This window comes from Myxococcus virescens (assembly GCF_900101905.1).
Taxonomy (GTDB): domain Bacteria; phylum Myxococcota; class Myxococcia; order Myxococcales; family Myxococcaceae; genus Myxococcus; species Myxococcus virescens.
In genome coordinates, this window is sequence record NZ_FNAJ01000006.1 from 348552 (window position 1) to 368812 (window position 20261).

At 69.4% G+C, this 20261-nt stretch carries 16 protein-coding genes; 9 read left to right on the plus strand and 7 right to left on the minus strand.

The features are described 5' to 3' along the window. The first annotated feature begins 6 nt into the window (after positions 1–6). The 3 genes from BLU09_RS20045 to BLU09_RS20055 are packed head-to-tail and all read left to right on the plus strand — an operon-like array spanning position 7 to position 2295. On the plus strand, positions 7–234 hold the full coding sequence (locus BLU09_RS20045) for a hypothetical protein (protein ID WP_011557409.1): 228 nt from the start codon (positions 7–9) through the stop codon (positions 232–234). 50 nt (positions 235–284) lie between these two features. Continuing rightward, positions 285–1613: a tRNA uridine-5-carboxymethylaminomethyl(34) synthesis GTPase MnmE gene (gene mnmE, locus BLU09_RS20050; RefSeq protein WP_090491156.1), complete on the plus strand. Its 1329-nt coding sequence runs from the start codon at positions 285–287 to the stop codon at positions 1611–1613. 22 nt (positions 1614–1635) lie between these two features. Continuing rightward, a complete protein-coding gene (locus BLU09_RS20055) occupies positions 1636–2295 on the plus strand; it encodes a Uma2 family endonuclease (protein WP_011557407.1) in 660 nt (219 codons plus the stop codon). 60 nt (positions 2296–2355) lie between these two features. Here the strand turns inward: BLU09_RS20055 and BLU09_RS20060 are convergent, their stop codons facing one another. From BLU09_RS20060 to BLU09_RS20075, 4 genes are all read right to left on the minus strand, one after another. Further along, positions 2356–2742, minus strand: a complete 387-nt coding sequence (locus BLU09_RS20060) for a DoxX family protein (protein ID WP_090491157.1) — start codon at positions 2740–2742, stop codon at positions 2356–2358. A 17-nt stretch (positions 2743–2759) separates the two neighbouring features. Next, positions 2760–3200 carry an SRPBCC family protein gene (locus BLU09_RS20065; RefSeq protein ID WP_090491158.1) on the minus strand — a complete coding sequence of 147 codons (441 nt, stop codon included), beginning with the start codon at positions 3198–3200 and terminating at the stop codon, positions 2760–2762. Next, a complete protein-coding gene (locus BLU09_RS20070) occupies positions 3197–3523 on the minus strand; it encodes an ArsR/SmtB family transcription factor (RefSeq protein WP_011557403.1) in 327 nt (108 codons plus the stop codon). The genes BLU09_RS20065 and BLU09_RS20070 overlap by 4 nt, the downstream gene beginning before the upstream one ends. A gap of 162 nt (positions 3524–3685) precedes the next feature. Next, on the minus strand, positions 3686–4927 hold the full coding sequence (locus BLU09_RS20075; RefSeq protein ID WP_090491159.1) for a GspE/PulE/PilB domain-containing protein: 1242 nt from the start codon (positions 4925–4927) through the stop codon (positions 3686–3688). Between the two features lie 293 nt (positions 4928–5220). Between BLU09_RS20075 and BLU09_RS20080 the strand changes: the two genes are divergently transcribed. Next, positions 5221–5814 (plus strand): cysteine dioxygenase, encoded by a 594-nt coding sequence (locus tag BLU09_RS20080; protein WP_090491160.1) that lies wholly within the window; start codon positions 5221–5223, stop codon positions 5812–5814. An 85-nt stretch (positions 5815–5899) separates the two neighbouring features. Here the strand turns inward: BLU09_RS20080 and sppA are convergent, their stop codons facing one another. After that, positions 5900–7690, minus strand: a complete 1791-nt coding sequence (gene sppA, locus BLU09_RS20085) for a signal peptide peptidase SppA (RefSeq protein WP_244171879.1) — start codon at positions 7688–7690, stop codon at positions 5900–5902. Positions 7691–7988: 298 nt separating this feature from the next. Between sppA and BLU09_RS20090 the strand changes: the two genes are divergently transcribed. Further along, positions 7989–10820: a M16 family metallopeptidase gene (locus BLU09_RS20090; RefSeq protein ID WP_244171880.1), complete on the plus strand. Its 2832-nt coding sequence runs from the start codon at positions 7989–7991 to the stop codon at positions 10818–10820. A 71-nt stretch (positions 10821–10891) separates the two neighbouring features. Here BLU09_RS20090 and BLU09_RS20095 read toward each other — a convergent pair whose 3' ends face one another. Further along, the gene (locus BLU09_RS20095; protein ID WP_090491163.1) at positions 10892–11671 is read right to left on the minus strand and encodes an alpha/beta fold hydrolase; all 780 of its coding nucleotides are present in this window, start codon (positions 11669–11671) and stop codon (positions 10892–10894) included. Continuing rightward, positions 11668–12930, minus strand: coding sequence for a multidrug effflux MFS transporter (locus tag BLU09_RS20100; RefSeq protein ID WP_090491164.1), 1263 nt, complete (start codon positions 12928–12930; stop codon positions 11668–11670). The genes BLU09_RS20095 and BLU09_RS20100 overlap by 4 nt, the downstream gene beginning before the upstream one ends. A 756-nt stretch (positions 12931–13686) precedes the next feature. On the opposite strand from BLU09_RS20100, the gene mnmG reads away from it, so the two are divergent. The 4 genes from mnmG (at position 13687) to BLU09_RS20120 (ending at position 17877) form a co-directional block, all read left to right on the plus strand. Further along, positions 13687–15534 carry a tRNA uridine-5-carboxymethylaminomethyl(34) synthesis enzyme MnmG gene (gene mnmG / locus BLU09_RS20105; RefSeq protein WP_090491165.1) on the plus strand — a complete coding sequence of 616 codons (1848 nt, stop codon included), beginning with the start codon at positions 13687–13689 and terminating at the stop codon, positions 15532–15534. Between the two features lie 98 nt (positions 15535–15632). Further along, positions 15633–16286: a 16S rRNA (guanine(527)-N(7))-methyltransferase RsmG gene (gene rsmG, locus BLU09_RS20110; protein ID WP_090491166.1), complete on the plus strand. Its 654-nt coding sequence runs from the start codon at positions 15633–15635 to the stop codon at positions 16284–16286. Between the two features lie 180 nt (positions 16287–16466). Continuing rightward, positions 16467–17036: a hypothetical protein gene (locus BLU09_RS20115; protein ID WP_244171881.1), complete on the plus strand. Its 570-nt coding sequence runs from the start codon at positions 16467–16469 to the stop codon at positions 17034–17036. Between the two features lie 382 nt (positions 17037–17418). Continuing rightward, positions 17419–17877, plus strand: coding sequence for a DUF5063 domain-containing protein (locus BLU09_RS20120; RefSeq protein WP_090491167.1), 459 nt, complete (start codon positions 17419–17421; stop codon positions 17875–17877). The last annotated feature ends 2384 nt before the right edge of the window (positions 17878–20261 follow it).

A 20261-nucleotide genomic window follows, 5' to 3' on the forward strand; every position in this document is an offset into this window, starting at 1 on the left:
CGAGGGATGGGCAAGGCGAAAGCTCTCAAGGACAAGCTGTACGGCGCGGCGGTGCTCAAGATGAGCTTCCGCCTTCGCGGGGATGAGGAGTCCCCCGCGTTCCGCTTCGTCTACCCGGGCGTCCTACGGGACCTGGAGCTCGAGGACGAGGCGGTGGAGCGGTACATCGAGGAGAACCGCGAGGCCGTGGAGAAGGCCGCTCGCGGCTCCACGCCTCCCATTGGGACCCGCTGAATCAGCCGGGGCCCGCGCCGTTCAGGCTGGATGCGCTCCAGCGGCCGCGTATGACGTCTTCTTCCATGACCATCGCGGCCCTGGCGACCGCACCTGCCGCGGGCGCCGTGGGCATCCTCCGGCTGTCGGGCCCCGAGGCCCTGGATGTGGGCCGGCTGCTGGCCCCGGGGGTGCCCGCGCAGCCCACGCCGCGCCATGCGTACCTCGCGTCCTTCGTGGATGCGGAGGGCCGCTCGCTCGATGAGGGCCTGTTCCTCTACTTCCGCGGGCCTCAGTCCTTCACGGGCGAGGACGTGGTGGAGCTTCAGGCCCACGGGAGTCCGCGGCTGCTGCGGTTGCTCCTGACGCGGGCGCTGGAGGACGCGCGCGTGCGCCCCGCCGCGCCCGGTGAGTTCACCCGCCGGGCCTTCCTCAACGGGCGGTTGGACCTGACGCGCGCGGAGGCGGTGGCGGACCTGGTGGCAGCGGACTCGGAGGCCGCGGTGCGTGCCGCGGCGGCGGGGCTCTCCGGCGCGCTCGCCGCGCGCGTGCAGGCGCTGGAGGAGCCGCTGCGCGCGCTGCATGCGGACATGGAGGGCGTGCTCAGCTTCCCTGACGAGGCGGAAGGCGCGGACGAGGACGTGGGCGGCCGTGTCACCGCGCTGCGTGCCCAGGCGGAGGCGCTACTGGCCGAGGCGGGCCGGGGCCGGCTGGTGCGCAGGGGCGCTCGCGTGGCGCTGTTCGGTCCCGTCAACGCGGGCAAGTCCACGCTGTTCAACCGGCTGGTGGGCGAGGCCCGCGCGCTGGTGGATGACGAGCCCGGCACCACGCGGGATGCCTTGGAGGCCCGGGTTGAGTGGGACGGGCTGGCGGTGACGCTCTTCGACACCGCGGGGCTTCGGGAGACGCCGGGACGTGTCGAGGCGCTGGGCATCGCGCGAACGCGGGAGTTGCTCGCGGGCGTGGACCTGGCGGTGCTCGTGCTTCCGCCGGGTGTCACACAGGCGGAGGTGGAGGCGTGGACGCGTGACGCGGGTGGCACGCGCGTGCTGGTGGTGGACGGGAAGTGTGATGTGGCCGAGGTATCCAGCTCGCCGCGCCAGCGGGTGAGTGGCCTCACGGGTGAAGGTGTGGACGCGCTTCGCGACGACATGCTCGGGCGGCTGTGGGGTGGTGGCACGCCGTCGGCGGTGGCCCTGGTTTCCGAGCGTCACGCCGATGCCTTGCGTCGCGCGTCCGAGGCGCTGGGCCGCGCGGAGAGTGCCTCGCGCGTGTCCACCCTGGAAGTCGTCTCCGGTGAAGTGGGGCTCGCGCTGGAGGCGCTCGGCGAAGTGTCCGGTACCGTCGTTTCGGAGGCCCTGCTGGACGCAATCTTCCAGCGCTTCTGCATCGGGAAATGACGCCTTCCGCCGAGCGGAGGACGTGTCAGACGGCTCCATAGAATGCCCGCCTCAACCGGTGATTCTCGGAGGCGCTGTGATTGAAGGCATCATCCCCCTGGCGAACCATTCGATGCTCTCGGCCCTGCCCTCGGGCTGGGTGGGGGAGATTCTGGACGAGGAGCTGGTCGCCTCGCCTCGTCCCACGGCCGCGCAGACACGCGCGGCCTTCATGTTGGGCGTGGAGCTGGGTGAGCAGCTCGACAAGCGCCGTGGCGGCAGTGGCCGCTGGTGCTTCTTGCGCGCGCCCGAGCTGCACCTCGGTCACGACATGCTCGTGCCGGACATGGCCGGCTGGCGCCGTGAGCGCGTGGACGTCCCCTTCGAGCCGGACGTCCCCTTCCTCACGCTGGTGCCGGACTGGGTCTGCGAGGTGCTGACGCCCTCCACCGCCGCGTTGGACCGCGCGCGCAAGCTGCCGCTCTACGCGCGCGCGGGCGTGTCACACGTGTGGCTGGTGGACCCCGCCGCGCGCACGCTGGAGGTGTACCAGCGCGTCAAGCGGGGCTGGCTCCTGACGGGGAGCTACGAGGATGACGCGCTGGTGCGGGCCGACCCCTTCCCGTCCTCGACGCTGGAGCTGGGCTCGCTGTGGCTGCCCGAGGGCGCCGAGAAGCCCTCGCTGCTGGTGGCTGTTCCGTGATGCGCGGTGGCGCCCGCGCCGAGTGCACGGGCGATGTCGCGGGCATCGTCCGTCATCGCGTCACGCGGCGGCTGCCACCACCGGCTTGAGGACGTAGCGGCCGTACGTGACGAAGGCGAGCAGCACGCCCGTCACGAGCGACCAGAGCATCGGGTTCTCGGGCGACAGCTTCGTCGAATGACGCGCGTACAGCACGGCGAGCGCGAACGTCTCGAACGTGAGCACCGCGGCCGCGTGCGCGGTGAGGCTGGGCATCCACTTGAACGCCGCCGGGATGATGAGCAGCACGCCACCGGCCATCTCAAGGAAGCCGAGCGCCCGCCATGCTCCGAGGGGGACCTCGCTGAACTGGCTCGCGAGCTGCTGGAAAGAGAATGCCTTGTACGACCCGCCTGCGAGAAACAGCAGCGCGAGGACGGCCTGAAGAATCCAGAAGAAGATGTTCATGGGTGGGGGCTCGGTGTTCAGGCCTTGAGGGCCGGGTTGTCGGATGCCTTCTCGAGTGCCTTGGTGAGCTTTCCGTGCATCATCTTCCAGCCGTACTCGGCGCCGTGGAACGCCTGGTCCTCCTTGAAGCCGGAGTGCTCGAAGAGGACGCGCGTCCCATCGCCATCGGCTTCGAGCCGGTAGCGGACGCGGGTATCCAGCCAGCCCTCGCCAACGACCCACGTGAACTCGAGCTCGGACGGAGGCGCGCACCGGAGCACTTCGCAGTGCACGATGAGTCCATCGAACTTGGCGCGAGGGTCCGGAGGCACGCGGAAGGTGAAGCGATGCCCGACGCGCGGCTCGAAGTCGTTCGGGTACATCCAGTCAGCGAGCGCCTCGCTGTTCGCGAGCGCGCGCCACACGACGGCGGGCGACTGGGTGAACTTCAGCTCCCGTCGGATTGTCTTTGTCGTCATTGCTGCTTGTCGCCTTTCTCAAGGTGCCGCCGCAGGCGGGCGAAGTTGTCGTCCCAGAACCGCTCGTAGTGAGCGATCCAGTCGCGCACCGGCTCCAGTCGCTCCGGCACGAGGCGGTACCGCCGTTCCCTGCCGTGCCGTTGCTCGGTGACGAGGCCCGCATCGAGCAGCACGCGCAGGTGCTGTGACACCGCCGGGCGGCTCATCTCGAAGTTCTCGGCGATTGAATTCACCGGGCGGTCGCCGTCGACCAGCAGGTCGAGCATGCGGCGCCGCGCCGGATGGCTGATCGCTCCGAACACCCCTGGCTCGGTGTGCATCATCGTGCACCGATAATGCGTAAGAAGATGCTTACGTGTCAAGCGGCTGAATGTCGTGGCCCGGCCTTTCACCGCGCAGGCGTGCCGTCTCGATGAGCGAGCAGAGGAGCGCCGCTACCTCGGCGCAGCGCTTCGACTTGCTGCTGTCGTGGTTCTTCCGGACCTTCAGCTGGCGCGCTTGAGGTCCGCGTCACCAGCGGGGCGCGCCAGCCGCCGCACCGCGCGCAGGAGGAGATCCGGATCCACCGGAGCGGCGAGGAAGCCGCGGGCCCCCACCGCCTGGGCGCGAGGCAGGTCCTGTTCCGGCATCTTGCCGGCGACCAGCACCTGCGCGTGGATCTGACGCGGCAGCGCCTCCATCGCTGGCAGCGGCGCTACCACGACCTGGGCCGCGTTCGCCGCGAGCAGCTCCTCCGTGCTAGCGACCCGAACCCGCAGGCCCGCCTCGGACGTCACGCGCACCAGCCCGGTGGTGGCCTCCTCACCCCAGCCGTACACCAGGACCTGAGCCATGGGCTCCGGCTGCGCGGCCGTGAGCACGGGCAACGCCGGGAGGACGTGGTTCCGCGTTCCGGCCGTGCGCTGCATGGCGCGCGCAGTGAACGGCGCCTTCGTGGACCCAGGCCGCGAGACCTGCGTCAGGTGCAAGCCCTCCGTCGTGGCAGGCGTCGCGGCCTGTTCGGAGCGCCCTGCCTCCAGGGGCAGCGGCTGCGCGACAGCGGCGAGCGGCTCGGGCATGGCGCGGATGGCCTGCACCAGCCGCCTCATCTCCGCGGGCACCGCCTGCGCCTGGACGACCACCTCCTCCAGCGAGCCCAGCAGCGGCAGCCCATCCTCACCGCCAGGAGCCTCCATGTTGGTCAGCTCCGCCATGCTGCCGCCGAGCACCATGGGCATGCTCTCGTCCGCCTCCGGCAGCGAGAAGCTCTCCATGCCGGGACGCCGGGGTACCGCCTCACCGGTCTCACCCCGGTAGAGCTGTCCAATGGCCCGGCGGATGGACGCATCCGACGCCAGCTTGGCCACCACGCGGCGCTTGCCGGACACGCTCTTCACCGCGTCCAGGGACGCCAGACTGGCGGGGGCGGCGATGGCCACCACCAACACCGAGTCCCGGCCACCCTGCCCTTCCAGCTTCAGCGGCACCACCCGGTGTGCCTCCGCCACGCGCTCCGGAATCAGCCAGGTCAGGCTCGCGTCCGGCGGCTGGACGTCCAGGTCCACCGTCTGCATTCCCGCCTGGAAGGCCAGGGCCTCCAACACCTGCTGCGCGGTGCTGAAGCGCTGGTCCACCACCACCTGCCCCAAAGGCACGCCCCACTTGCGCTGGTACGCCAGCGCCGAGTGGAGCTGCAACGCGTCCACCACACCCCGCTCCAGCAGGATGTCACCCAGTCGCTTCTTCATCTCGTCCCCCTCACGCCTTCCGCCCTGGCCGCCAGCCCCCTGGGGCAGCCCGAGTCCGGGAAGGTCACAATGTCTTCTACGCGTCCATTCGCCGGGGAGCTTCCCGGCGGGCGACAGACGCTTCCGTCGCCGCGCCACGTGCAAGGCGGGGACCGGGCTCCGGTCCCCGCGCCGAGGCGGGCGTCTGGTACTCGATGGTCGGCCTGCCCTCAAGTGCGTTGTGACGCATTGAGCCATCCTCCGCCCGACAAGCCGGAGAGCACCCTGTCGGAGCGTTGCCTAGCTTCACTTCCATGAACGCCATGCGTCTGGGCGAATGGGTGGAGCTCCTTCGGGAGAAGGCGGGCGGGATGCCGGGCCTGGAGGGCGTGGGAGACGGCCTGGCGGGCCTAGTGCTGGAGCCGGCCAGCCTCCAGCCCTACCTGCACTTCCGACGAGGGCGCTACACGCGCAACCTCATCTACCGGGATGCCAGGTTGGAGGTGCTGCTGAACTGCTGGGACGCGGGCACCTTCTCCCCCATCCACGACCATGACGGGCAGGAGTGCTGGTTCAGCGTCCAGTCGGGGGCCTTCGTGCTGGAGAACTACACGCTGGAAGCGGGGGGCCTGGGGCCGGGGCCGGCCCGGCTGGGGCCTCCCGTCAGGGTAGGCCCCATGGGCGCGGGCTTCGTCGACTTCCGCTGCCCGGAGGCCCCCATCCACCGCGTCACCGCGACGGGAGGCCCCGCCGTCTCACTGCACGTCTACGCGGGGCCGGTGGACCGGTGCCTCGTCTTCGACACGCGACGGCAGCGCTGTGTCTCCAGGGAGCTGCGCTACCACTCCGTGTTCGGCCGCCCGCTGGCCCCGTTGCCGGAAGCGCCGGCACCCTCGGTCCCACTTTGAGCTGCCCAGGGTCCTGACGCTGCGAGCGGCGCGGCGTGGCACCGAAGCGTCCCGGTGCCACGCGACCGCGTCCTGGGCGGACGCGCTACCAGCTCGCTTCGGGCATGGGGGCGTAGAGCTCGCCGCGCGTGCCCTCGAAGAGGCCCATGCGCGCGCCCACGGCGTACACCTGGCGCACGCCCGCCACCAGGGTGGTCCAGGGGGACAGGACGCTGATGGAGGTGGCGTCGTCCTCGCTGTTGTCACCCGTCTGGCCCAGCAGCTCGGAGAGGACCGCGGACGCGGGCTTCTTGCGCGGGTACACCTCCACGTTGACGCGGGCGTCGGCCGGCAGCTTCGCGGCCTCCTTCGCCAGAGCGAGCGCCTTCGGGTAGCCGCCCAGCGCATCCACCAGCCCGTGCGCCAGGGCGTCCTCGCCCGTCCACACGCGGCCCTTGGCCAGCGACTGCAGCTTCTCCAGCGGGAGCTTCCGGCTGGCCGCCGCGCGCGTCGTGAAGTCCGCGTAGATGCGGTCCAGCGACGCGTCCAGGCGGGCCTGCTGCTCCGGCGTGTAGTCCGCGTCCGAGCCGAACATCTCCGCGTTCTTCCCCGCGGCCACGCTGTCGAAGTTCACCCCCAGCTTCTCCCAGAAGCCCGCCGTGACGAACTTGCCCGCGTACACGCCGATGCTGCCGGTGAGCGTGCCCGGATGCGCGACGATGCGGTCCGCCTCCATGGCGACGAAGTAGCCACCGCTGGCGGCGTAGCTGCCCATGGTGACGATGACGGGCTTGCCCGCCTCCTTCGCGCGCTGCACCTCGCGGCGGACGGTGTCACTGGCCACGTAGCTGCCGCCCGGGCTGTCCACGCGGAAGACAATGGCCTTCACGCGCGAGTCCTCGGTGGCCTTGCGCAGCGCCGCGGCGACGCTCTCCGCGCCCATGGACTGTCCGCCCGACAGCGGGTTGGACTGGTTCTTCCCGCGCATCACCTCGCCCACGCCGTACACCAGGGCAATGGTGTTCCCGGACACGTTCGGCCTGCCGGCGCGCTCCAGGTACTTCTTCACATAGAGAAAGCGCGCGCCCTCGCCGGCCTGCTCCTTCAGCCCGCCGAGCACCTCGTCCCGGTAGCGCAGGCCCGTCACCAGCTTCGCCTCCACCGCCTCCTGGGCCATCAGCGGCGCCTTGTCGATGAGGCCGCGCACGACGTCCTCCGTCAGCCCGCGGTCCTCGGCGATGCCGCGCACAATCTGGCCGAAGAGGCTGTTCGTGAAGCCCTCGGTGGCCTCGCGGTGCGGCGCGGTGAAGTCCTGCTCCGTGTAGGAGTTGATGGCGTTCTTGTACTCGTAGCGGGCGAAGTAGCGCGGCGTCACGCCCAGCCTGGTGAAGGCCTCGCGCGCGAAGGGCAGCTCGAAGGCGAGCCCGTTGATGTTCACGTCGCCCGACGGCTGGATGTAGATTTCGTCGAAGGCGGACGCCAGGTAGTAGCCCAGCGTGCTGTTGCCCAGCTCGCCGAAGGTGTCGGAGTACGCCACTGCCTTCTTGCCCTTGGCGCGGAAGGCCTTCACCGCGTCGCGCAGCTCCTGCGTGGCGGCCGGCGTCCCCGGATGGCCGATGCGCACCAGCAGGGACTTCACGCGCGCGTCGTCTCCGGCCTTCTCCAGCGCCTCCACCACGTCACGCACCGTGGTGGGTTCCTCGCCAAAGGCTCCCACCAGCGAGTCCCCTCCCCCGTGCTCCGACAGCGGGTCTTCCAGGTCCAGCTCGAGCACGAGGTTGGAGGGCACCCCGGGCTTGCTCGCGGACGCGAGCAGCATCAGGCCCACGAGGCCCACCACGAAGAGGACAGACAGCGCGCCGACGAAGGCCAGCGCGCCGATGAAGAATCGTTTCATCCGATGGGACTCCTGATGCCCGGGAGAGACAGGGTACGGCCCTGGCAAGGGGTGCTTACTACTAACGCGCGCGGGCGACGATGCTTGCGCGTCCCCGTGCTTTCCCCGCGTGACGGTACGCCCGCGGCCGGGCCGGGGATGGCCACCACAGGCCCTCGCCGAGCGGCGGAGGAGGCACGGCGGCCCGTGGCTGTCACGTCGGCGACGCCGGGTTGCTCGGAGTGCCACCGTTCGGGATGGGCTGGGGGACATCTCGGGTTAGAAGCCGGTGCACTCCCAGACGACCCGCGAGGACCGCATGAAGCGTCGTACCCCGCTCTCCCTGGTGGCGGCCCTGATGATGGTGGCCGGCACTCCAGTGTGGGCCCAGACTCCCGCCGCCGCCAACAAGGCCCCCGCCACCCAGACCGTTGTCACGAAGAACAAGGCGAAGGGCCGCGCGCTCGCCCCCGTGACGAGCGTGGAAGGCATCTCCGAGTACCGCCTGCCCAACGGGCTGAAGGTGCTCCTCTTTCCCGACCCCACCAAGCCCACGGTGACGGTCAACGTGACGTACTTCGTGGGCAGCAAGCACGAAGGCTACGGCGAGACGGGCATGGCCCATCTGCTGGAGCACCTGATGTTCAAGGGCACGCCCACCACGCGCAACGTGCCCCAGGCGCTCACCGAGCGCGGCGCCCGGCCCAACGGCACCACCTGGCTGGACCGCACCAACTATTACGAGACGCTGCCGGCCTCCGACGCCAACCTCCGCTGGGCCCTGTCCTTCGAAGCCGACCGCATGGTCAACAGCTTCATCGCGAAGAAGGACCTCGACAGCGAGATGACCGTCGTCCGCAACGAGTTCGAGTCCGGTGAGAACGACCCGCGCGGCATCCTCTTCGAGCGCGTGATGAGCGCCGCGTACATCTGGCACAGCTACGGCAAGTCCACCATCGGCGCGCGCTCCGACTTGGAGAACGTCCCCATCGACCGGCTCCAGGCCTTCTACCGGAAGTACTACCGGCCGGATAACGCCATGCTGGTGGTGGCGGGCCGCTTCGACGAGGCCAAGGCCCTGTCGATGATTCAGGACACCTTCGGCAAGCTGAAGAAGCCCAGCCTGCCCCTGCCCGCCACGTACACCGCCGAGCCCACGCAGGACGGCGAGCGCGAGGTGCAGCTGCGCCGCGTGGGCGACACCGCGCTGCTCACCAGCCTGTACCACGTGCCCGAAGGCGCGCACCCCGACTTCGCGGCCATCGACGTGCTGACGCTGGTCATGGGCAACAACCCCTCCGGGCGCCTCTACAAGTCGATGGTGGAGACGAAGAAGGCCTCGCGCGTGAGCGCGTCGAACCTCCAGCTTCGCGACCCGGGCATCATCGTCTTCAGCGCGGAGATGCGTGACGACCAACCGGTGGCCGCGGCCCGCGAGGCGCTGCTGAAGACGGTGGAGGACGCGTCCCGCACGCCGTTCACCGAGGAAGAGGTCAACCGGGCCAAGGCCACGTTGTCCAAGTACATCGATCTCACCATCAACAACTCCGAGCGCGTCGCCATCAACCTGTCGGAGTGGGAGGCCACCGGTGACTGGCGCCTGCTCTTCCTGCACCGCGACCGCATCGAGGCCGTGACGCCCGAGGACGTGACGCGCGTGGCGGCCGCCTACCTCAAGTCCTCCAACCGGACGCTGGGCACCTTCATCCCCACGCCGAAGCCGGACCGCGCGGAGCTGCCGGCGCCAGTGGACGTGGCGAAGATGATGGAGGGCTTCAAGGGCCGTGACGCCGTGGCGCAGGGCGAGGCGTTCGACCCTTCACCGGCCAACATCGAGTCGCGCGTGCAGCGCGGTGAGCTGCCGGGCGGCGTGAAGTACGCGGTGCTGCCGAAGAAGACGCGCGGCAACATGGTGAACGTGTCCCTCACCCTGCGCTGGGGCACCGAGGAGGCCCTGCGCGGCAAGTCGGACGCGGCGCAGTACGCCGGACGCATGCTGATGCGCGGCACGAAGAAGCGCACGCGGCAGCAGCTCCAGGACGCGTTCGACAAGCTGAAGGCGCGCGTGGGCGTGGATGGCGGCAGCACCGGCGCCTCCGTCTCCATCGAGTGCCCGCGGGACAGCCTGCCGGAAGTCCTCAAGCTGGTGGCCGAGGTGATGCGCGAGCCCGCCTTCGACGAGAAGGAGTTCGCCATGCTGAAGCAGGAGCGGCTGGCGTCGCTGGAGTCCGAGCGCAGTGAGCCGCAGACGCTGGGCAACATCGCCTTCTGGCGTTCGCTGTCGGGCCACTACCCGAAGGGCCACCCCTACTACGTGGCCACGTTGGACGAGCGCATCGCCGGGGTGAAGGACACCACGCTGGAGCAAGCGCGCGCCTTCCACAAGGCCTTCTACGGCGCGTCGAATGGCGAGCTGGCCGTGGTGGGTGACTTCGAGTCCAAGGACATCGTGGCGCTCGCCGGCACCCTGCTGGGCGACTGGAAGAGCCCCGCGCCGTACCAGCGCGTGCAGCAGGTGTTCGGCGGCGGTGCGTCCGCGTCCGTCGCGCTGGAGACGCCGGACAAGGCCAACGCGTACTACATGGCGGGCCAGTCGTTGAAGCTTCGCAAGGACGACAAGGATTGGCCGGCGCTGGTGCTGGGCAACTTCGTGTTGGGCGGCGGCTTCCTCAACTCGCGGCTGGCCACGCGCATCCGTCAGCAGGACGGCCTCTCCTACGGCGTGGCCAGCAGCCTGGACGCGAGCGACGTCGACGAGGTGGGCACCTTCTTCACGTATGCCATCTACGCCCCGGAGAACGCGGCCCGGTTGGAGACGGCCATGCGTGAAGAGGTGACTCGCGCGGTGCAGAAGGGCTACTCGGCGGAGGAGCTGCAGAAGGCGCGCACGGGCATCCTGGAGTACCGGCAATCGGCGCGGGCGCAGGACGGCAGCCTCGCGCGGCAGCTCGCCAGCTACCTGTTCCTGGGCCGCACGCTGGCCTTCGATGCGGCGCTGGAGCAGAAGCTGACCCAGCTCAAGCCGGAGGACGTGCGCAAGGCCATGGAGCGTCACCTGGACTGGACGAAGGTGACGCAGGTGCGCGCGGGAGACTTCGCCACCGCGCAGAAGAAGGCCGCGCCCGCCGCGAAGGTCCCCGCCGCGCCGTGACGCCGTAGTCCGTCACTCCTGTGAGGGAATCAAGCCCCGCGGTGCCTCGGTGGCGCCGCGGGGCTTTTGATTTACTGGGGCGGCAGTGTGGCGAGGAATGCATCCAGCGCGGCGTTGAAGCGCTCCGGTGCATCCATCATCAGCCAATGGCTGACACCTGAGAACACGGTGTGCGGCGTGCCCGGGTACAGGAGGTGGTAGGCATTGGGCTGGATGAAGGCATCAACGACGAGCGTGTGGAGAGGGCCCTTGTAGCGTTCCAGCACACGGTCCGAATTGAACGTGAGCATGCTCTCCAGCGCGCCGACCACCACCTCGCGCGGCGTGGCATGGAGCCAGCGCATCACCGACTCGTGCGTGTGTGGCTTCGCGTTCTGGAGGATGGGCGTGAACCAGGCGTCCATGAAGGCGCGGTAGGACTCGGGCCGTGTGCCTTCGTGGAAGCCTTGGAGCTGTTCGGGCGGAAGCGGTGGCATCGTCCCCGCGGCATCCACGATGACGAGCCCGGCAAGTCGTTCAGGCCAGCCACGGGCGTACTCCGCCGCGACGTAGCCGCCGAAGCTGTGGCCCACCAGGACGAAGCGCTCCAGGTCCAGGGCCGTGGCCACCGCGTGGATGTCATGGGCCATGTCCTCGGCGCCGTAGCGGCCCTGGGCGTCGAGCTCCGAGTCGCCCATGCCACGCAGGTCGAAGGACACGGAGCGCTGCTTCAAATGTGCTTGCTGCGAGGCCCATTGCTCACGCCGGGAGGCGTTGCTGTGGACGAAGACGACGGGGAGGCCACCATTGCCAGTGTCGGTGACTGCGAGCTGGCCCGTGGGTCCCTGGACGGTGCGCGAGGTGGAAGTCATGGCGCGGAGGACGATGACACGATTCGCGACCCGTGCGCTTGGGCACCCTCCCCTGCCTCCTGCTGGCGCGTGCGCACCCGGAGCCCGAAGAACGCGGCGAGCCACGCAAGCAATGCCATGGCGACCATGACTCCGGCCATGGGCATCGCGGTGCCATTGTTGAACGTGCTCACGGCCCACGACGCGCCGGCCGCAGCGGTGAACTGGAGCGCGCCCAGCGCGGCCGACGCCATGCCCGCGCGCGTGGCATGCCGCTCCAGCGCAATCGCAGCCGCGTTGGGTCCCACCAGGCCCATGGCCGACACGAAGAAGAACAGCGTGACGGCGATGCCCCACAGGCCCATGAAGCCGGTCCACGCCACCGCCAGCACGGCCACCGCCGCGACGACGCACAGGCTCAATGCCAGACGCAGCAGCCGGTGCAGCGGAAGGTGGGTCACCAGCTTGCGGTTGAGCTGCGCCACCGCAATCAACCCCATCGCATTGACGCCGAAGAACCAGCCGAAGTGCTCCTCCGGAATGCCATACAGCGAGATGAACACGAACGGCGAACCCGCGATGTACGCGAACATGCCCGCCTGCGCGAAGCCTCCGGCCAGTGCGGGGCCCACGAAGTCCGGGTCCTTCATCAATGCACCCAGCCGGGAGCGCATCGTCTGCGAAGCCACGTGCGGCGGCGCCGTCTCCGGCAGCGACTTCAGCACGAAGGCCAGCGCCACCGCGCCCACCGCCGCCAGCACCACGAAGATGGCCCGCCATCCCGAGTACTGGAGCACCATTCCGCCCAGCAGCGGCGCGAGGATGGGCGCTACGCCCATGACCAGCATCAGCCGCGACATCGTCCGCGCGGCGTTGGCGCCGGACCACAAGTCGCGCACCACGGCGCGTGGAACGACCAATGCCACCGAGCCACCGAGCGACTGCACGAAGCGCATGGCCACCAGCATGGTCGCCGACGGTGCCAGCGCGCAGCCGAGCGAGCCCAGGACGTACAGCGCCAGGCCCGCGTAGAGCGGACGCGTGCGCCCGAAGCGGTCGATGAGCGGCCCCGTGAAGAGCTGGCCCAGCGCCAAGCCCGCGAAGCACGACGCGAGCGTGAGCTGGATGGCGGGCGCGGTGGATTGCAGGTCCTCCGCGATGCGCGGCAGCGCCGGCAGATACATGTCGATGGAGAGCGGTGCGAACGCGGTCAGCGTTCCCAGCAGCAACTCGAGGCCGAGTGTGCCCTTCTCAGTGGACTGGGTCGAAGGCGTGGTCATGGACTCCCTGGGCCGAGGGCCGAGCCCCGGCGAATAACCGGCTCCCCGCCTCCGCACCGTGAATGTGCCGCGCACCCAGAAGCACGGTTGCTGGAAGGGAACGCCATGGCTGTACACACCACGGGCGAGCAGCCTCGTGGGCGGCCACTGGCATGTCAGACCCCCGGGTTATTCCTTTTCCCGTCGCGCACACGAAGGTGTCGGGCCCTGGCGGCCCGAGCTTGATTTCGCCACTGCGCCCTCACCGCACGGAGCGAGTCCACCCACCCGTGTACGCGACACCCGATTCCCCCGCGCGCGGCGGAGATGTGACGTCGCGCGCGGGGGAAAAGCGCGGTGCCAGGGCCATGGGGGCCAGGGGCCGCGCCAGCGTGGGGCGGGCCTTCGGGTCCGTTGAGCGGGGAGGTGCCGTCAACCCGGGGGGGCGGGCGGCGCCATTCCTTTCTCCCCACGCGACGATTTGGCTTTTTGCCGCCCGGAACGGGGGGCGCGGTCCGGCTCGAAAGCCGGGCCCGACCTTCCGCCAGGTGGCCGGTGCGCGCGAGGCAGACAGCGCCTCAACCCCTCCCACTGCCTGCCTCGCGCGCTTCCGTAAATTCTCGAACGAGGGCAGGGCAGGGCGCTCGCTCCACCGGGCGCCCTCCCGCTCTCCAAGGGCCTTTGCTTGCCAAGGGCCCGGGTTGGGCGCCATACGAAGGCGCGAAACGGCGGCGGGGCAGGTCAGCCTGCCCGCGTCGCCCGCGACCTTCGTGAGACATGGGACTCCGGTACGACGTCATCGTGGTGGGGCTGGGCCATGCGGGCAGTGAGGCGGCGCTCGCCTGCGCGCGGATGGGATTGGCCACGTTGGGCCTGACGCTGAAGCGCGAGCGCTCGGCGGTGTTGAGCTGCAACCCGGCGGTGGGTGGCACGGCCAAGGGCCACCTGGTGCGTGAGCTGGATGCGCTCGGCGGAGAGATGGGGCGCGCGGCCGACCAGGTGGGCACGCACTTCAAGACGCTGAATGCCTCCAAGGGGCCGGCGGTGCAGGCCTCGCGCCTGCTCTGCGACCGGGATGCCTACGCGGTCGGCATGCAGGCGGTGCTCTTCTCGCAGCCGAACCTCACGGTGCGCGAGGGCGAAGTCGCCGCGCTGGTGGCTGGCGGAGGCCGGGTGGAGGGCGTGGTGCTGGGGGACGGCACGCAGGTGTCCGCCTCCGCGGTGCTGCTCACCACGGGGACCTTCCTCCAGGCGCTGATGCACGTGGGCGAGCAGAAGGAAGTCGGCGGCCGTCTGGGTGACGACGCGGCGCGCGGGCTGTCGGAGTCGCTGCGCGCGCTGGGCTTCACCCTGGGCCGCTTCAAGACAGGCACGCCGGCGCGGCTGGCGCGCGCGAGCATCGACTGGGACGCGCTGGAGCCGCAGCCGGGGGACACCCTCGTGCGGCCTTTCTCCTGGCGGACGAAGGTGGAAGGGGAGGGCGGGATGCCGTTTCCCCGTCAGCCCCCGGTGACGTGCGCGCTCACGGCGACGACGCCGAGCACGCACGCGGTGCTGCGCGACAACCTGCACCGCTCGCCGCTGTACCAGGGGGACATCGTCGGCCGGGGGCCGCGCTACTGCCCGTCGCTGGAGGACAAGGTGGTGCGCTTCGCCTCGCGCGAGAGGCACCAGGTGTTCCTGGAGCCGGAGGGGCCCACGTCGCCGCTGGTGTACCCGGCGGGCCTGTCCACGAGCCTGCCTGCGGACGTGCAGCTCACCTTCATGCGCACCATTCCCGGGCTGGAGCAGGTGGAGGTGGTCCGCTTCGGCTACGCCGTGGAGTACGACTACGCGCCGCCCACGCAGCTCAAGGCCACGCTGGAGACGAAGGCCATTGCCGGCCTGTACTTCGCGGGGCAGCTCAACGGCACCTCGGGCTACGAGGAGGCCGCCTTCCAGGGCCTGTGGGCTGGCATCAACGCGGCGCTCCAGGTGAAGGGCGAGCCGCCGTTCCTGCCAGGCCGCGACGAGGCCCACGGCGCGGTGCTGGTGGATGACCTGGTGACCAAGGGCGTGGACGAGCCGTTCCGCATGTTCACCAGCCGCTCCGAGCACCGGCTGAAGCTGCGCGAGGGCAACGCGGACCTGCGACTGGCCCATCACGGGCACCGGGTGGGGCTGCTGCCGCGCGAGGCCTTGGAGCGGGTGGAGGCGCGGGGCCGCGCGGTGACGGAGGAGGTGGCTCGGCTGAAGCGCACCGGGCTGGCGGCGCGGCTGCGGCGGCCGGAGGTGACGTACGCGCAGCTGGGCGAAGGCCGCGAGGACTGGCCCGTGCTGTCACGCGACGTCGCCGAGGAGGTGGAGGTCGAGGTGAAGTACGAGGGCTACGTCGCCCAGGCCGCGAGGGCGGCGGCGCGCGAGGCGGAGTCCACGGACCGGTGGCGGATTCCGGAGGGCTACCGCTTCCATGAGGTGCGGGGACTGGGTTCGGAAGCGGTGGAGAAGCTGACCGCGCATCGGCCCGGGACGGTGGGACAGGCTCGCCGGATTCCGGGGCTGACGCCCGCCGCGGTGTCGCTGCTGCTGGTGGCGCTCAAGCGCGGAACAGAGGCGCCCGCAGTCTGCTCGCAGTCCGAGGATTGATCAAATAAGGGGCTGTGGACAAGGTGTGGGAAACTTTAGGGCTTCCCGTCTCCTGAATGATTCCAGTGGGTTGCAGGTAGGTTTGACGCGGAGGGCTTGTGGATAACGCGCGGTTCGAGGATCAGCTCGCGGCGGGGTGCCGGGCGCTGGGAGTGACGGTGGCGGCGGACCTGGGGCCGCGGCTCCAGCGGTTGATGAGCGAGCTGCTCAAGTGGAACGCGAAGGTGAACCTCACGGCGATTACGGCGCCGGAGGAGGTGCTGGAGAAGCACTTCCTGGATTCGCTCGCGGTGTTGCCGGAGGTGACGGGCGCGGCGACGTTGTTGGACTTGGGCGCGGGCGCGGGCTTCCCGGGTCTGCCATTGAAGCTCGCGCTGCCCGCGCTGGGCGTCACGCTGGTGGACACGGTGGGCAAGAAGGTCGCGTTCATCAAGGCCGCGGCGGCGAGCCTGGGCATGCAAGGTGTTCGCGGTCTGCACGCGCGCGCGGAAGGCCAGCCGGAGACGGAAGGGATTCCGCGCGCCGAGGTGCTGATTGCGCGCGCGTTCATGGACCTGCCGGATTGGCTCGCGCTGGCGCCCGCGTATGTGGAGCCGGGCGGGCGCGTGGTGGCGATGCTCGGCAAGGCGCAGACGGACGCGGAGCTGGCGGCGCGCGCGGCGGAGCGGCAACTGCGCGTCGTGTCCGCGCGGGCGTACCGGCTGCCGTTCTCCGGTGCCGAGCGCCAGGTGGCGGTGTTCGCCAAGGAGTAGGGGAGGGGCGTGCCGCCGTGCGCGCCGGCCCGTGGGTGATTCCGGGCGGTGTGACACGGCGGTGTTTCATCCCGGGAATGCACGAGGCTGCCGAGTGACTTCGGCGGCGCGCATCCCACCGGGAGGGGAGGGTGGCGCGAGCCAGGGGCCTCGTTAGGTTTCACGGCGGAGGTGCCACGCATGCAGCCGCTTCCGACGGACCGTCCTCACGTCTGGTTGTTCGAGCGCAACGCTCACGCCGTGACGTTGAAGGCCTCGCGCTCCGGCTTCGAGCGCCAGTGGGGCCCGCCACATCGCGTGGTGACTCGGGATGACGGCCGCTTCCAGGAGGCGCACTGGGGTTGGCGCAGTGAGTGTGGGCTCGAGTTGGTGGTCGTCTCGATGCGAGAGGCCGACCGGTTCCTCGTCTTCATCGAACCCCTGGAAGTCGACCACGCCCTGGCCCACCTGGGGTTGAAGGACGAGGTCGTGGAATGGAGAGCCGACGCCGGGGTTCCGCTCCCGCGTGAAGGCTGGGTGCTCACGCGCATGGATGAGACGGGCAATCGCTACGACGTCGCGCAGTCGCCCGAGCGCGCGCACGTGGCGTGCTTCGCGCGCATCCTCGAAGAGCGTGCACACAAGCAGTCGTACTACGTCGAGTTCCGCGGCACGCCGCCCCATGAGGACGCCGCGCGGAAGGACTGGGCTGTCATCCGTCAGGATGAGTACGAGACGTACTTCGTGGAGCCCGTGGCTCCGCATCCGTGAGTCCTGTTCGAGTGTGCGGGGTGGGCGTGTCGAACTGGATGCGCCCAACTCATGCCCCGCGTTGGCGTTGAATCGTCGATGTCGATTGGATCAGCAGGCGCTTGCTCACAACGACGCGGGCGCATCATTCGTGCGTCCAGGGTGGCAGCGAGCGTTGCTGTATCGCGACAGGCTCCTCCACCGGGAACCCCAGTCAGAGCAGGCTCCGTATGTACCGTCACTCGTGCGAGGACGTGTACGCCAACGAGCTGCCATCGGCCTCCCACGTTCTGGCGCAGTTGTCGGCTTGGGTTCGCGACGCCGCCGCCGTGCGCCCTCACAAGGAGCTCGGTATGCGTTCGCGACAAGAGCACCGCGCGCTCTCCCAGTGCGGAGCAACTCCATGACCCGGAAGGACATCCTCGAGGCAGTGAAGCGCTTCGTCGGAGTTCTCGACGAGCAGAGTCACATTGAGGACCGCGAGGGAGCGCTGCGTGCTGCCCTGGACCGGCTCGCGCTGGCCTACCATTTTGCCGCCGTCCCATTCGACCAGACGAAGCATCCGGACGCGCCTCGTGCCGACTACTGGTCCCTGCGAGAGTGCATCGCGCCACTCTTTCCCGCCCTCGGCCTGTACAACGAGGCGTTGCACATCGTGGACAAGGTGGGGGAGTCCGAGCTCAGCATCGGCGACGCCATCGACGACCTCACGGACATCGCGATGGACCTGCACAGCGTCCTCTTCCGCTGGGAAAACACGAGCGAAGAAGATGCGCTCTGGCACTTCCGCTTTGGCTTCGAGACCCATTGGGGACTGCACCTGCGAAGCTTGCAGCTGTACCTCCACCAGCGTGCCTTCTGATGTGTCCAGCAACTCGCGACGGCAGCTGAGCCGCCGCCGATTTCCCTGACTCCCGAGGCGCTAGCAGGGGAGGGGACGTGGCCCTGCTTGGTGCACGTCCTTGTTTGCAGTGGCTCGGAAGCAAGGCCGGCAACCTGAGCTGCAGGCCGGTCGCTCGGCGCATGATCTTGCTCGCAGCGTCTCGAGAGCATCGTTGTGCAGCTTGCGCTGCATGTGGGTCGCCGCATGCAGGCCGACGGGTGGTTGGATGATGCGCCAACACGGCCGCGTCACGGTCCATCGAGGTGCATGTCGAGGCGCGGGTTGTTGATGGAGCATTGGGTGGACACGGCCGGCTCACCTCCCTCGGGCAGGCAGGACAACGCTCGTGCCGTCGGATGCATGGAGTCTGTCGAAGGTGATGTCCGTGAAGAGAGGCCAAGTTGAAGCCCTCGCTGACCGGGCAGCCAAGCCAGCGCCTGGTCGGCGTGTCTTCTCCGAACGGGGTGTCTTCATCGCACGGAAGAGGCCCACGTCGTTGATGCTGCCGGCGGGCTCGTCATCCTGAACGCTGCATCCGTGCGCCCGGAGTTGGGGCAGTCCGCGCTTCGGGCGCGAGCGAATGTCGTGACACGGCGCCTCGGGGGACTTGATGCCAGTTGGGATGGGGTGACGACGACGTGCATGCTCGCCGCGGTTTCGTGCACACGGGACGACGCGCCCGTCCTTTGCGGAGCGGTCTGAGTCCGTGGGGCTTCGAGGCAGTCGAATGGATGGAGATGCATCGCATGTTCGACTCGGTGATGCCGTCTCGTAGGCGCGCGAAGTCTCCCCGACTGCGCTCAGCTGAGGGCCGACTTGAGGTGACGAAGACACCCGGGATGGAGCTTCGCGCTCGGCTACTTCGTGCGCGGTGCTGTTTGAGGCTTCGTGATGCTCATGCGCCCGCGCGTCACCGGTGGGGGCCGTGGCTCGCTTTTCTGTGGGCCTCCAAGTCCGGCTGCATGTTGGTGCCTGACCGCGCTGCTCGCGAACCGGTGCGGTGACCGAGCTCGCAGGTTCATGCGCGCGATGCGCGGCATGGCGCCAGTTCAGGTCGTGATGGTCCGCGTGAAGCGGGCGCCTGACTCGGGTCCAGGTGTTGGTGTGGTGCGCGCCTGCACTTCGTCATCCTGGGACAGCCCCTGGGGACGTAGCGAAGGCCGCCGGGGACAGTGGTTCTTCAGCGGCTGGATCGATGGGGCTCGTTCCAAGTGGAGCAGGGGAGGGGAGGGGAGGGGAGCACTCGTCACGGCGACCACGTCACGCATGTCGCCGTGGCTCCGCGAGCGAGCGGCACTTTTGGCTCAGGCACAGGCGAACGGTGCTGCGTGATGGCCGCGCCACTTCTCGTGAGGGCTCTCATCCGGCGCGCGTTCATCGGGCTCATGCTTCACGCGGACCGTGGTGGCACTGGCTTCGACATGGAAGCGCTCCGTGAGCCGCGATGCGCAGGCGGTCGCATCGACATGAGTGGGCGCGTGCCTGCTCTGGACGGACCGCACGGTGATGGGAGTGGGCGTCGAGCATGGCCTCGCGGTGGATGCGCGCGGCGCCCGACCTGGATGCCTGCGGAGTCGATGACCGGAGCGATGTGGATGCGAGCACGGCATCTGACGAGCGGATGCCGTTCGCTTTCGTGACGGGTCCAGGTTCCCGTTCCACGTGGAACGGGACGCTCGGCATGCCCATGCGTCGTGGTGGAGGACACGTCTGGTCGTGGGTGTGGCTCAGGCCCCATCAGTGTTGAGCGCGGGCATCTCTGCACACGTCATCAGGGAGGACTGGCGGCGCCGGTGCTCATGCTCGGGACATCGCGTGGTCCGGGGGGCGGAGCGTCGGTGGCGGGCGTCAGTTGTTCGCGGGCCCAGCCAGCGACTGACCTCGTCTTCGACCTGGCGCTCGTTTCACGTCGACTGTGGAGCGCTCCACCTCAGAAGCGGTCGTCAGCTGTTCGCGTGCTCATCCAGGTGCTCGCGCCGCACGGCGCGCGGGGAGCTGCGAGCACACGGCTTCGATGAGCGCCCATCCACCTTGGTCGGGCCGTTCCACGTGGAACAGGAAGATGGATGTGCAGGCCGTCGTACTGACCGGAGTGGCTTGCTCAAGCGCGGTGCCATCGCCGTTCCCTGTTGAGCGAGAAGGCGCGAGCGCGTGGTCCCGTTGAACGGGCGCGACGTGCTCATGCGCGGACCCTTTGCTGTTCCACGTGGAGCGGGGAGGAGGGAACGAACGGATGCGGCGTGTGGCTCGTCCCTTCATCGTGCCCAGCGAAGAAGGAACGAGGGAGTGCATGGCTGCGTTGGACGAACGTGGCTGGCTCATGCGCGATGCCGCGCGTGGTTCCACGTGGAACAGGAAGAAGG